This is a genomic window from Chitinimonas sp. JJ19, from assembly GCF_036961565.1.
Taxonomy (GTDB): Bacteria; Pseudomonadota; Gammaproteobacteria; order Burkholderiales; family Chitinimonadaceae; genus Chitinimonas.
Map to the genome: position 1 here is coordinate 310,586 of NZ_JBAMDD010000003.1, position 12,983 is coordinate 323,568.

Sequence of the window (12,983 nt, forward strand, 5' to 3'; positions counted from 1 at the left end):
TGGCGCAATCTAGGGATATTGATCGTTATGGAATCAAGCACCCGTTACCGACTGCTCCAGGCGGGCTTCGTGCTGGCTTTGCTGTTGCTCGCGCTTACCGCGCTGGTGCCTATGCTATCCGCCAACTGGGTCAACGCCGCAGCAAGCGAGCGTGAAGAGATCGTCAGCCAGCTAGAAGACATGCAGGTCATGCTGTCAGGCCTCAAGGACGCAGAGACCGGCACACGCGGTTATCTGCTGACCGGCCGCGAGGAGTACCTGCAGCCCTACTACCAGGGGACCGAACGCTCCAGTGAACTGCAAGTCCAGCTTGATCGACAGTTTGCTGACGACGCGATACTGGCACCTCGGATGCGCGATCTGCGCAACCTGGTCAAGGCCTTGCGTGAATATCAGTCACGCATGATCACCAGCCGACAGCGCAGCAGTGCCGCCGACAGCCCGGCGTTTCACGATATCTCCCAGGGCAAGCTCAATATGGACCGTATCCGCGTCACGGTCGCTGAGGCGAGTGCCATACTCAGCGTTCGCCAGGCAAGTATTGCAGCAGAGCAGCACAGCCGCGAGCGATTGGTCAGCTTGGCCGTCCTCCTGATTACCAGCCTGGATGGTGCATTGTTCGCCACTTTGCTGTGGCAGTTGTTCCGGGCCATGCGCGAGCGCTTGGCAGTCACGCAAGAGCTGCAGGCACTGAGCGACCGCGCTCAATCGACAGCGGACAATCTGGAAGAGCACAACTACCAGATGGCGATTCTGTCGCGCATGTCGAGTGCGCTACAGGTCTGCGTCGACAGCGGAGAGTTCTTCGGCGTGGTTGGCAAGTATGCGCACCAGTTGTTTCCAGAACATGCCGGCGCCATCTACGTGTACCACCCCTCACGTGACCTGTTGGAACGCATGGTCAGCTGGCTGTCACCGGCAAGCGATACCCAGCTGTTCGAGCCCCTGCAATGCTGGGCCATACGCCGCGGACAAATCCACGAAGTGTCCGACTGCAGTAAGGCGCCGGTCTGCCAGCATCTGCAACAGGATGTTACCGGTGCCTATCTGTGTCTGCCGCTGATGGCGGGTGGCGAGCCTGTAGGCATTCTCTACCTTGAAGCGCCGGCCGAAGGAGGGGAGCCGTTCTCCACAGGGTTACGCCAGCTGGCAAACGCCCTGGCCGAGCAGGTTGCGCTAGCGGTGACGAATATGAACCTGCGGGAAAACCTGCGGCGGCAATCCATAGTCGATGCCCTCACAGGGCTCTACAATCGACGCTTCCTCGACGAGACGCTGCAGCGCGAGCTGATACGGGCCAATCGCCTTGGCACGCCACTGAGCGTGGTGATGCTGGATGTGGACCACTTCAAACGCTTCAATGACACCCACGGGCATGAGGCTGGTGATCTGGTATTGCGCCATATTGCCCAGTTTATGCAGAAGTCACTACGTGGCAGCGACCTTGCTTGCCGATTCGGCGGCGAGGAATTCACCCTGATCATGCCGGAAACCACGCCTGAGAACGCCCAAGCCAAGTGCGAGGAGCTACGTGAGCAAGTCTCCCTGCTAACCATCCGACTCGGCGGCAAACCACTACCAGCTGTCACCATCTCCATGGGCATCGCCAGCACACCCCAGCATGGCGAACGAGCCGAGGAACTTATCCAGGCCGCAGACGCTGCTTTGTATCAAGCCAAGCACCACGGTCGCAATCGGGTTGAGGTCGCTGGGGGTGAGGGTGCAATAGCGCGCACCAGTGCGTAGCATGCTAATACTTACTCAGGCGGAAGTGGATGTGCGGCCAGGATGGCCAATAGTTCGTCTGCAGCATCTGATGTTCGCCATACATAACGAGCGCCAATATTACTTCGCATAATGTTTATTATGTAAAGTTACGGCGAGTAGTAAGTTGGCCTCTTGAGATCGTTGGGCTACTCGCGGCACCGACGCCTTCCTATGCTTCCCCCCCCCTTCATGTCACCTGAAGCGCTTCAATCGGATAGGTGTCCAGCAGGTTCTGCAGTGGGCCAGCCCCCCCCCTGCGCTGGAGGGGCGTAGCTGGCACTGTGATGGCATGACGCCATCAGGCGACTTGGAAGTTAGAAGCCGACTGCTTGCTTGAATGGAATCACAGGGTCGGGATGCAGGCGTGTTACTACCGCGCCATTGACGTCGAACCAGACCATGATATAGGCAAAGCTACCTACGGCTTTCCAGACGTACACCACATGGTTGCTTCCGCGCTGCGTGGAGGCTGGATCATTCTTGCAGCCCATGATCTGGCTGATCTGGGCGGCCGTCATGCCTACAGCAATGGTGTCGAATTTGGTCTTGGTGAAATTGCTTGCGGTGCAGGTTTCGGTAACGGGCGAATTGGCCGGGTACGAGCCGCCTATGCTGTGTATCGTGCCGACCGTGATCACAACGTTGGTGTAGACAGTATCACCCACTTGCACCGAATCCACCGTCAGGCGGTTGGTGGCCGGGTCGTAGGTATCCGCCAAGGCCAAGCTGCTTGTCATCAGTGCGGCCAGCGCCAATATGCTGCGTTTGATTAGCTTCATTACTTACCCCTCTCAGGTATTGGTTGTTTTAATTGATTGGTTTGCAATCAGCATCGGCCTGCTTTCATATCGGCAACGTATCCGGAGTCACATAACCATATGATTATTCGGCGATAAATAAGCCAATCAACCAGATCGCCATGATAGCAACACCCTTGATGCATTCCGATGTCATTCCTCGACTGCAGGAGCCGTAATAATCACATTGCCCGGCACGCCTGATCGCGTTAGCGGGTGCTCTGCCTGACTGGGCGCCGTCAGTCAGACATGTACGCCAGCACGCACCGCTGCCGCAGTCGCGGCGCAATGAAATGGCCGGACAACGCTAGCATTTATCATGCGTTGTCGGCCGGCATATGATGAATGGAGAGAATGGGAACGCTATTTAAAAATCAAAGCGGTTCGTAATATAGCCGCTGTAATGCCAGCGTTCGGCGGCGCAGTTCTCGTCGCCGATATACACTTTAAAGTAGTTACCCACGGGGGCGCTAAGAATATAGGCCTTACCTATACAGCCGTTGCATACCAGTACACCATTACGGAAGATATCCCAGACACCGGAGATGTAGTCGGCGTGGCTGCTGCTGATGCTGACCAGATTGAAGTCGTAAGTGAGATTCGGGTTGGCTTGGGCTGTGATATGCATATGGCCATAGCGGGTTTTGCTGTTCCAGGTGGTGGCCATATTGCCCCTGATCGGCGAAAAGCTGCCCAGGGTTGGGTCTGTCAGCGCCAGGGGTTTTTCTGACCACACGCTGTGCGTTGCCGCTTGAGCGCCCGCACACAAGATAAAGCCAGCGGCAACTGCCAGGCTGGCCCTGATGATTGCATACATTTTGCTTCCTTTCTGTGAGAAGAGTAACGTCAAGGCTGCGAAAAAATTGTACCGCTGCGTCATCTGGAGGGAATCCTCCGTTTGAAGGATGTCCGCCTCATGGCGCATCGCGGTTCTGTCGGCAACCGCGTTGCGGCGCCCTTCTCATGCCCATTGCTGCATCACATGGTATTTGTACCTAGGGTGTCGCCTGACTGTAGCCCGCCATACGCACGCCAAGCCAGGCCATAGGCAAATAGGCAAGCAATAGGTCGAGCGCAATAAACCGGGCTGGCGCGGGGATCATGAAGCTGGCCGCCACGCCGCCGCAGAGGAACACCGCACCGATGGCCAGGCCGATGGGCACTTTATGGCTGGCTGCGACCAGGCAGGCGACGAGTGCACCGGCGAACGTGCCGACTGCATGAGCCAGGAAAGGCATGATGAAGTGCTGTGGCCCGAAAAGATGTATCGCCCTGCTCAGGCTTTCGGCATTGTTTACATCCACACCGGCAGGCGGTGGAATAAGCGACGGGCTGAGCATGATGAGCGCAGAGTTGACCGCGCCGCCTATCAATATCCCGGCGATGACGGCAAAGGTGTTACGCAGCAGCTTGTGCATGAGGTGATTCCTCCGTTTGCCCACTTGTGGAAGTGCCCTGGTAGCTTAGCGCCTGTGCCCTACCCTGGCGGGCTTTTGCGTGACCTGCCGTTTCCTTGATCGCTATCAGTTCGCTTCTATGTGATGGCTGCCACAATGCAGGCATTCCATCTCATCAGCAGGCTTGCCATGCTAAATCTCGGAAACAGCGCTGCGCCTGGATTTGACGAACCCATTGCTTTGCTGATTGCCTGCCACGACAAGGTGCGGCGGTTTGCAGCGCTCAGCCTGCGGCTGGATCAGCATTTGCAGCAGAAGGGGCTGGATAGCGAGGCGGCCGGTGCCGCCAGCAATATCCTGCGCTACTTCGACGTCGCCGCACCGTTGCACCATGCCGATGAAGAAGAGGACTTGTTCCCTGCCCTGCGGCAACTGGACGATGCCGGGCTGAATACGGCCATGGCGAAGCTGGAGGCCGAACACGAGGAACTGGCTGCACTGTGGCGTGCGGTACGACCCTGGCTGGAGACCGTTGCCCAGCAAGGCCTGCCGGTTAGGCCGGTAGAGTTGGATGCGTTTGCCCAGCGCTACCCTGCGCATGCACAGCGGGAGGAAGACGAGATTTACCCTGCAGCCACCCGACTAGGCGCCCAGATACTGGCACAGATGGGTGAACGGATGCGTGCCCGGCGGGAGTATGCGGTATGAGCATGACTGTATTTACTGTCACGGCACAGCCGTCGTCCTGGCGTCGTCTGTTGCAAGTGCCGCATCGGCTCTATTTCAGCGCTGGCGTGCTGGCCATGCTGGGCTTGGCTGCCTGGTGGATGCTGCGCCTGCTGGTGCCAGGCAATGAGGGCTACCCTGCCATGCTGGTGCATGCACTGCTGATGCCCTTGGGTATTTTTCCGTTATTCATGCTGGGTTTTATCTTTACTGCCGGGCCGCGCTGGTTGAATGTCGAGCCGGTGGGTGGCCATGCGCCTGTTGCCATGGCTTACTTGTTTGGCCTGCTACTGGCGCTGCTGGGTTTTGCCCGGGGCGGGAGTTGGCCTGCCGCCGGCTTGCTGTTGATGCAGTTGAGCTGGAGCATTGCCACCTTGCGCTGGCTGCAATGCATCAACAAGAGCGCCGCACAGGACAAGCGCCATGCGGTACGTTTGTTCTGGGCCATGGCAGCTGGGGCAATGGCCTTGATGCTGGCATTGCTGTGGGTGCGCTCAGGCGAGGGGGTATTGTGGTGGTGGTGTCGGCAACTTAGCCTGTGGGGCTTTCTGCTGCCTGTGTTCTTGACTGTTTCGCACCGGATGATTCCCTTCTTCACCCAGTCGGTGCTGCCTGAACGTGCGCCATGGCGGCCCAGTTACCTGTTGGATGGGTGGCTGCTGCTGTGCCTGGCGCTGGTGCCTGCCGGCCTGTTGGGCTGGCCACTGCTTGAGGCGGCGCTGGCACTGGGCCTGTCGGCCAGCCTGGCCTATACCAGTTGGCGCTGGGGTTTGTGGGCCAGCCTGGACAATCGCCTACTGGCCATGCTGCATCTTTCGTTTGCCTGGCTGGCGCCGGCCTTGCTGTTACAGGGCCTGGCCGCCTTGGGCGTGCCTGTGGGGGCGGCGCCCGCCCATGCGCTCGGTATGGGTTTCTGCTGCACCATGCTGGTGGGGTTTGTCACGCGTGTCAGCCTGGGTCATAGCGGCCAGCAGTTGCAGGCAGACAATCTCTATTGGGCCATCTACCTGGGCCTGCATGCGGTGGCGTTGCTGCGGGTGCTGGTGGCGGTGCTAGCCTGGCCTGCTGCCTGGTTACACCTGGCCTCGGCTAGCTGGCTCTTGCTGATGTTGGCATGGGCTTGTCGGGTCTTGCCTATCTACTGGCGCGCCAGGGCTGACGGCAAGCCAGGCTAAGCGCCTGTGATGCGTCGACGCATGGATGGGCGGCGATGGCGGCAATCGGTTGGGTAGGTGCCAGGGCAATCCTGGCGCTAGGCCCCAACGCAGCCCGACTACCAGGATTCTTTCCTGACGGAGTCTGCACGCTGCCCTTGCGGGGCGCCGTCATTGCACCTCATCGAGCTCCATAAACATAGATTGTTCCGTAGTTGCGCTACGTCCACAGCGCTACTTCTTGCCGGCCCTGCGGGGCCGGTTTTTTTGGCTGAAGGGCCGGAGGCTTGATCCTGGTCAAGTGTTTCAAATAAGCAGGGCAATACCCTGCAAAAACACAATATCTAGTGCCAAACTGGCCGCATGACTACTAGATGGAGTGTTTATGTCGATCCTGCAGGTAATGAAGCGTGATGGCCGGCTTGTTGAGTTCGATGAGCGCAAGATTGCCGCTGCCATTGCAGCAGCGGGGCAGGCAACCGGCGAGTTCGACAAGGCAGTGGCAGATCTGCTTTGCCGGCATGTCTGTCAGAACCTGGCTGGGCAGCCCTGCCCTTCTATCGAGGCCATACAGAATACGGTAGAGGAGGCGCTGGTGGCTTCTGGCTGCTGGCGCACTGCCCGTGCCTATATAGTCTACCGCGAACAGCATGCACGCCTGCGTTCCTTGCAACATACGCTGGTGGATGTTGAAAGTGCCATGGAAGAGTATCTGGATCAGCGCGACTGGCGGGTCAATGCCAATGCCAACCAGGGCTATAGCCTGGGTGGGCTGATACTCAATGTTGCCGGCAAGGTGACAGCCAACTACTGGCTTAACCATGTCTATAGCCCCGAGGCGGGCCGCGCCCACCGTGAAGGGGATTTGCACATACACGATCTCGATATGCTGAGCGGCTACTGCGCCGGCTGGTCTTTGCGGCAGTTGCTGACCGAGGGTTTCAACGGCGTACCCGGCAAGGTAGAGGCCACGCCACCCAAGCATATGTCGGCAGCCATAGGCCAGATTGTCAATTTCCTGGGTACGCTGCAAAACGAATGGGCTGGGGCACAAGCATTCTCCAGCTTCGATACCTATATGGCGCCCTTTATCCGGCGCGACAATATGCACTACGGCGAGGTGAAGCAGGCCATGCAGGAGCTGGTCTACAACCTCAATGTACCGAGTCGCTGGGGCACCCAGACGCCGTTTACCAACCTGACTTTCGACTGGACCTGCCCGGCCGACCTGCGTGAGCAGATACCCTATGTAGGCGGCGAGGAAATGCCGTTCAGCTATGGCGATCTGCAGGCTGAGATGGACATGATCAATCGGGCCTATATCGAGGTGATGATGGCCGGTGATGCAAAGGGGCGAGCCTTTACCTTCCCCATACCTACCTACAACATCACCCCGGATTTCGATTGGGATCACCCCAATACCGCCTTGTTGTTCGAGATGACAGCCAAGTACGGCCTGCCCTACTTCCAGAACTTCCTGAACTCGGATCTGGAACCGCACATGGTGCGCTCCATGTGCTGCCGGCTGCAGTTGGATTTGCGGGAGCTGCTGAAGCGGGGCAACGGGCTGTTCGGCTCGGCCGAGCAGACGGGATCAGTCGGCGTTGTCACCGTCAACTGCGCTCGACTGGGCTACCTGCACGCCGGCGATGAGCGCAGCCTGCTGCTGGCGCTGGATAGGCTGCTGGAACTGGGCCGCGACGTGCTGGAGGTAAAGCGCAAGGTGGTGCAGCGCTATATAGATCAGGGCCTGTATCCCTACACCAAGCGCTATCTGGGCACGCTGCGCAATCACTTCAGCACGCTGGGGGTGAATGGCATCAATGAGATGATCCGCAACTTCAGCCATGATGCCTATGACATCACGTCGCCACAGGGCCACGGCATGGCGCTGCAATTGCTGGACCATGTACGCAGCCGCATGACCGAGTTTCAGGAAGAAACGGGCCATCTGTACAACCTGGAGGCCACGCCGGCCGAGGGCACCACCTACCGCTTTGCGCGAGAGGACAAGAAGCGCTGGCCGCAGATACGGCAGGCGGGCACGGCAGAGCAGCCGTACTACACCAACTCTAGCCAACTCCCGGTCGGTTATACCGATGACCCATTTACCGCGCTGGCCATGCAGGAGGCACTGCAAAGCCGCTACACCGGCGGTACGGTCTTGCATCTCTACATGAATGAGGCGGTATCGAGCGCAGAGGCTTGCAAGCGCCTGGTGCAGCGGTCCCTGGCGCAGTTCCGCCTACCGTATGTGACGGTCACCCCTACCTTTTCCATTTGCCCCAAGCATGGCTACCTCAGCGGCCATCATGAATTTTGTCCCAAGTGCGATGCAGCCTTGCTGGCACGCACAGAAGCCTGCTGTACCTGATCCATCACCCAAGGAGAACACATGAACAACGCAGTCGCAGAACGCAACCAAACCGCCCTGGACGAGCAGCAGCGTACTCGTTGCGAAGTCTGGACCCGTGTAATGGGCTATCACCGTCCGGTCAGCTCGTTCAATACCGGCAAGCAAGGGGAGTTCAATGAACGCCGCTTCTTCACCGAACAAAAACCTGGATAAGGCCATCAGCCTGTTCCATCAGGTGGCTCCCGGGCCGGCGCTGGTCGGCCCGGAGGAGCCCGCCGTGGCAGGACTGGTGCCCTTCTCCAGCGTAGATTGGCCGGGGCATCTCAGTGCCGTGGTATTTATCGGCGGTTGCCCCTGGCGATGCGGCTATTGCCATAACCCGCACCTGCAGAGCCGGCGTGCCCAATATCACTGGCCGGCACTCTGCAGTTGGCTGGAAACCCGCCGCGGCTTGCTGGATGCCGTGGTGTTTTCAGGGGGCGAACCCCTATCGGAACGTATGCTGCCGCAGATGATCGCGGCAGTCAGGGCCATGGGGTTCAAGGTAGCCTTGCATACGGCAGGTATTTACCCGAGCCGGCTGGCGGAGATACTGCCCGATCTGAACTGGGTGGGGTTGGATATTAAGACCCACGCCAAGGGCCATGATGCGCTGACCGGTCGTGAGCGCAGCCATGCGCCGACGGCGGCCAGCCTTGAGTTGATGCTGGAGTCGGGCGTCCCCTTCGAGTGCCGCACCACCTGGAGCCCCGCTTGGTTGAGTGAGGCAGAACTGCTGGCCCTGGCGCAGGATCTGGCAGCGCGTGGCGTGGTGCAATATGCAGTGCAGAACTACCGCGTCAAACCCGATATTGCGCCGACAGCCTGGCTGAGTACGGCTGCCAGACAGCAATTGCAGAGTTGGTTTCGCTGCTTCGAGTACCGCTGACATGTGACTAGCCTGTCCAATCAGACTAGCTCTTCTGGCGGATTCCGACGGATACCCTGCGGGCTTAGCATGGGGGCATTCTCACCGGCTTGAACAGGTACATCATGGCCATCAAACTCGACATCGAAGCCCTGCTGGCGCATCTGCCCCTGTTCCGTAGCCTGGACAAGACGCAGTTGGTGCTGATGGCCCAAGCCAGCCAGGAAGTACGGGTCGCCAAGCATGGCTTTGTGTTTCATCGCGGGGATGCGGCCAGTGGGCTGTATGTGGTTGCCGTGGGCGGCATCAAGCTGGCTATACCGTCAGCCAATGGGCAGGAGAAAGTCATTGAATTCTTCAGCCCCGGTCAGGCCTTTGGCGAGGCGGTCATGTTTCTGGACAAGCCCTATATGGTGCAGGCCCAGGCGCTGGAGGACACACTGCTGCTGTGGATAGACAAGCAGGACATCTATGCTGCCATCGACAGAGACCCATCCTTTGCCCGGCGCATGCTGGCCGGTCTGTCGCTACGCCTGCATGCGCTGGTGCAGGATATCGAGACCGTCAACCTGCAGAACGCCTCGCAGCGGGTTATCAGTTACTTGCTCAAGCAGCCCCGTGAAGGGGAGCATGTGCAGTTCCCATTCAACAAGAATGTGATTGCCTCCAAGCTGGGGCTCACACCCGAGACACTGTCACGCCTGCTGCATCAGCTCAACAGCAAGGGCTATATTGCGGTCGATGGGCGGGATGTGCATATCCTGGATGTGCCGGGGATGGAGGCGCAGCTCTACGGACGTTAATGGCCCGCCCATGCGGGCCTCTGTTTTGCCAAAAATAAAAGCAAGCGATTGATTGGTAACGATTTATTCGATGATGCCACCACGTCCACTTGATCAAGCTCAAGGCAGTAGGTGTGCGCACAGCATAGGCTGGCGCCACTACTCAACCGGGGCAATCAATGATGTGGTTCAACTCATTCAAGCTGGCAGACCGCGAACTGCTACCCATTGTGCAAGGCGGCATGGGGGTGGGCATCTCAGCTCATCGCCTGGCCGGTGCCGTGGCGGCGCAGAATGCGCTGGGCACCATAGCCAGCGTGGATCTACGCCATCACCATCCCGATCTGCTGGCGGCGACACATCGTTGTCGTGATCATGCGCTTATTGATCAGGCCAACCTGACTGCGCTGGACAGGGAGATACAGGCGGCACGCAGGCTGGCACAAGGCAAGGGCGCCATTGCAGTCAATGTCATGAAGGCAGTACGAGAGCACCCAGCTTTGGTCAGGCAGGCTTGCGAAAGCGGCGCTGATGCCATCGTGATGGGCGCTGGCTTGCCGCTGGACCTGCCCGAAATGACCGCCGACTATCCCAAGGTAGCCTTGATCCCCATCCTGTCTGACGCCCGTGGCGTGGGCATCGTGCTGAAAAAATGGCTGAAGAAAGGCCGGCGGGCCGATGCAGTGGTCATAGAGCACCCGGGATACGCCGGCGGCCACCTGGGTGCGGCAAAGCTGGCCGAACTGCGCGACCAGCGCTTTGATTTCGAGCGGGTGCTGGCTGAATGCCATGCGCTGTTTCAATCCCTGGCTCTGGGCAAGGAGACCCCCAGGCTGATTGTGGCAGGTGGCGTGGATAGCCACGAGAAGGTACGGCGCTGGCTGTCGAGTGGTGCCGATGCGGTACAGCTGGGCACGGCCTTTGCCGTAAGCGAGGAAGGCGATGCCCATCTGAACTTCAAGCAGACATTGGCTGATGCTGATCCGGCTGAGCTGGTGGAATTTGTCAGTGTTGCCGGCCTGCCCGCACGGGCCGTGGCCACGCCCTGGCTCAAGCAGTATCTGCGCCGAGAAGCCAGCCTGCAGGCAAGCGCCCGCGCCGATGCACGGCGCTGTACCCAGCGCATGGACTGCCTGAGTCAATGCGGTTTGCGTGATGGCATCAGTCGCATAGGCCAGTTCTGCATCGACCTCAAGCTAGCCGCTGCGGTGCGTGGCGAGGTCGACAAAGGTCTGTTTTTCAGGGGGGCCAGCAAGCTGCCCTTTGGGCGGGCCATCCGACCGGTCAGCGAGTTGATCGACTACCTGCTGCATGGGCGTTATCCGGCTGCCATCGGCCAGCCGGCCTGAATACGGTTTGCTTGTCCTTGCTCAAGGCGGCGGCCAGTGTCGCTCATTACCATCAGCGCATCCCTAACCACTCAATGGAGACCATCATGTCCGGCATCGTCTGCGAGCAGACTTTTCTATTCGACGCACGTGGCGTCGCCAAGCGCTTCCGCCACGCCGCCATCTTTGGTGCGCTGGAAGCCTTGCGCGAAGGCGAAACCATGCGCTTCGTCAATGACCACGACCCCCTGCCCTTGCTACAGCAAATAGGCCAACGCTACCGGGATCAGGTACGTGTCCATTATGTCGATCATGATGCAGGTCATGTCGTCATCGACTTTTCGGTTCATCCGGCCGAGCAGCAACGCTCGGAAGGTGGCTGTGGCAGTAGTGGTGGCGGTTGCGGCTGCAGCGGGGCGTAGCGGGCAGTGCCCATGACAGAACACCACTTTGTTTCGTGCGACCCGCGTACTGGCGAGATTTTTGGCGAGCGCCCGCATTGGTCCATGGGCCGGCTGCAGGATGCGCTTGCGCTCGCCACCGCAGCCAGCCAGCGTTGGATGCATACCGACGCCACACAGCGCAGTGAACGACTGCTGGCGTTGGCCGAGGCATTGGAACGCGCCTTGCCCTCGCTGGCGCCCAGCATCAGCCGGGAAATGGGCAAAGGCTTGCTGGCGGCCGAGGATGAAGTCGTCCGCGCTGCCAAGTGGTGCCGCTTTATGGCACAACAGGCACCAGGGTGGCTGGCAGACGAGCACAACGACACTGGCCAGATACTGCGCAGACCACTCGGGGTAGTATTGGCAGTGACCCCCTGGAACTACCCTGTGTGGCAGATGCTGCGCCCTTTGGCCGCAGCCCTGGCTGCCGGCAATGCGGTGCTGATCAAGCCGGCCTGCAATGTTGCGCAGACCAGCGCGCTGGTAGAGGCGCTATGCCGTGACGTGCTGCCGGTCGGCCTGATGCAATGCCTGTGGGTGGATGAACTGGGCACCCATGCGGCACTGGCCAGCCTAGACGTGGCGATGCTGGTGTGCACCGGAAGCGAAAACACCGGGCGGCAGTTGGGTGCCCTGGCGGGCCACCATCTCAAGCCCGCCGTGTTGGAGCTGGGCGGTAACAATGCTTTTATCGTGCTGGATGATGCCGATATCGACACTGCAGCCGGCGCCGCTGCCGAAAGCCGCTGCGTGAATGCCGGGCAAGCCTGCACAGCCGCCAAGCGTTTCATCGTCCACCAAGCCGTGGCGGCTGCCTTTACCTCAGCCTTGGTCGAGGCGATGGCGTCGTATCGCTGCGGTGTTGCACTACCCCCCTTGGCCCGCGCTGATTTGCGCCACAAGCTCGGCCTGCAGGTCGATGCCAGCCTGGCGGCTGGTGCCCGCTGTCTGTCAGGCGGGCAAGCGGTGAATGGGCGCGGCTACTATTATCCCGCCACCGTGCTTGCCGATGCCAGGCCCGGCATGCCGGCGTTTGACGAAGAGCTGTTTGGCCCAGTTGCCGCGATCACTGTGGCGGAATCGGACGCCGCAGCAGTGCAGTTGGCTAATGCTGCGCGGCAGCAGCTGGCTGCCAGCATCTGGAGTGCCGATAGGCACCGTGCACAATATCTGGCACGCCAGCTCAAGGCCGGCACCGTGTGCTTCAACCGCCGCCCCAGCAGCCGGTTTGAGCTACCATTTACCGGTAGTGATGCATCGGGCTACGGCAGCACGCTGGGGCGTGATGGTTTGCTGACATTTACCCGTCCGGTAGGCTGGATGTAA

General features: G+C 59.8%; 11 protein-coding genes and 1 pseudogene. 9 read left to right on the forward strand and 3 right to left on the reverse strand.

Going from position 1 to position 12,983, the window contains the following annotated elements; genetic code table 11:
- Positions 1–27: 27 nt before the first annotated feature.
- Complete coding sequence (locus tag V7714_RS05815) at positions 28–1,746, forward strand: diguanylate cyclase (protein WP_335708869.1); 1,719 nt, start codon at positions 28–30, stop codon at positions 1,744–1,746.
- Positions 1,747–2,081: 335 nt separating this feature from the next.
- On the opposite strand, the gene V7714_RS05820 is transcribed toward V7714_RS05815, so the two are convergent.
- The 3 genes from V7714_RS05820 to V7714_RS05830 form a co-directional block, all read right to left on the reverse strand.
- Entirely contained in the window at positions 2,082–2,546 is a 465-nt protein-coding gene (locus V7714_RS05820; RefSeq protein ID WP_335708870.1) for a hypothetical protein, read from the reverse strand.
- Between the two features lie 385 nt (positions 2,547–2,931).
- Positions 2,932–3,444 (reverse strand): hypothetical protein, encoded by a 513-nt coding sequence (locus V7714_RS05825; RefSeq protein WP_335708871.1) that lies wholly within the window; start codon positions 3,442–3,444, stop codon positions 2,932–2,934.
- A gap of 115 nt (positions 3,445–3,559) precedes the next feature.
- Complete coding sequence (locus V7714_RS05830; RefSeq protein WP_335708872.1) at positions 3,560–3,982, reverse strand: hypothetical protein; 423 nt, start codon at positions 3,980–3,982, stop codon at positions 3,560–3,562.
- Between the two features lie 168 nt (positions 3,983–4,150).
- On the opposite strand from V7714_RS05830, the gene V7714_RS05835 reads away from it, so the two are divergent.
- From V7714_RS05835 to V7714_RS05870, 8 genes and pseudogenes are all read left to right on the forward strand, one after another.
- Complete coding sequence (locus V7714_RS05835) at positions 4,151–4,669, forward strand: hemerythrin domain-containing protein (RefSeq protein ID WP_335708873.1); 519 nt, start codon at positions 4,151–4,153, stop codon at positions 4,667–4,669.
- On the forward strand, positions 4,666–5,862 hold the full coding sequence (locus tag V7714_RS05840; RefSeq protein WP_335708874.1) for an NnrS family protein: 1,197 nt from the start codon (positions 4,666–4,668) through the stop codon (positions 5,860–5,862). The genes V7714_RS05835 and V7714_RS05840 overlap by 4 nt, the downstream gene beginning before the upstream one ends.
- 382 nt (positions 5,863–6,244) lie before the next feature.
- Positions 6,245–8,410, forward strand: a pseudogene (locus V7714_RS05845) (ribonucleoside triphosphate reductase).
- Complete coding sequence (locus V7714_RS05850) at positions 8,373–9,125, forward strand: anaerobic ribonucleoside-triphosphate reductase activating protein (protein WP_335708875.1); 753 nt, start codon at positions 8,373–8,375, stop codon at positions 9,123–9,125. The pseudogene V7714_RS05845 and the gene V7714_RS05850 overlap by 38 nt, the downstream one beginning before the upstream one ends.
- A gap of 104 nt (positions 9,126–9,229) precedes the next feature.
- On the forward strand, positions 9,230–9,907 hold the full coding sequence (locus V7714_RS05855; protein ID WP_284198015.1) for a Crp/Fnr family transcriptional regulator: 678 nt from the start codon (positions 9,230–9,232) through the stop codon (positions 9,905–9,907).
- A 161-nt stretch (positions 9,908–10,068) separates the two neighbouring features.
- Positions 10,069–11,235, forward strand: a complete 1,167-nt coding sequence (locus V7714_RS05860; protein ID WP_335708911.1) for an NAD(P)H-dependent flavin oxidoreductase — start codon at positions 10,069–10,071, stop codon at positions 11,233–11,235.
- Positions 11,236–11,321: 86 nt separating this feature from the next.
- Entirely contained in the window at positions 11,322–11,636 is a 315-nt protein-coding gene (locus V7714_RS05865; RefSeq protein ID WP_335708876.1) for a DUF2249 domain-containing protein, read from the forward strand.
- Between the two features lie 12 nt (positions 11,637–11,648).
- Positions 11,649–12,983, forward strand: a complete 1,335-nt coding sequence (locus tag V7714_RS05870) for an aldehyde dehydrogenase family protein (RefSeq protein ID WP_335708877.1) — start codon at positions 11,649–11,651, stop codon at positions 12,981–12,983.

Bases quoted from the DNA above. Each gene is read 5' to 3' on its own strand.
- V7714_RS05815 (WP_335708869.1), top strand. From the start codon at position 28: ATGGAATCAAGCACCCGTTACCGACTGCTCCAGGCGGGCTTCGTGCTG.
- V7714_RS05820 (WP_335708870.1), bottom strand. From the start codon at position 2,546: ATGAAGCTAATCAAACGCAGCATATTGGCGCTGGCCGCACTGATGACA.
- V7714_RS05825 (WP_335708871.1), bottom strand. From the start codon at position 3,444: ATGACGCAGCGGTACAATTTTTTCGCAGCCTTGACGTTACTCTTCTCA.
- V7714_RS05830 (WP_335708872.1), bottom strand. From the start codon at position 3,982: ATGCACAAGCTGCTGCGTAACACCTTTGCCGTCATCGCCGGGATATTG.
- V7714_RS05835 (WP_335708873.1), top strand. From the start codon at position 4,151: ATGCTAAATCTCGGAAACAGCGCTGCGCCTGGATTTGACGAACCCATT.
- V7714_RS05840 (WP_335708874.1), top strand. From the start codon at position 4,666: ATGAGCATGACTGTATTTACTGTCACGGCACAGCCGTCGTCCTGGCGT.
- V7714_RS05850 (WP_335708875.1), top strand. From the start codon at position 8,373: ATGAACGCCGCTTCTTCACCGAACAAAAACCTGGATAAGGCCATCAGC.
- V7714_RS05855 (WP_284198015.1), top strand. From the start codon at position 9,230: ATGGCCATCAAACTCGACATCGAAGCCCTGCTGGCGCATCTGCCCCTG.
- V7714_RS05860 (WP_335708911.1), top strand. From the start codon at position 10,069: ATGTGGTTCAACTCATTCAAGCTGGCAGACCGCGAACTGCTACCCATT.
- V7714_RS05865 (WP_335708876.1), top strand. From the start codon at position 11,322: ATGTCCGGCATCGTCTGCGAGCAGACTTTTCTATTCGACGCACGTGGC.
- V7714_RS05870 (WP_335708877.1), top strand. From the start codon at position 11,649: ATGACAGAACACCACTTTGTTTCGTGCGACCCGCGTACTGGCGAGATT.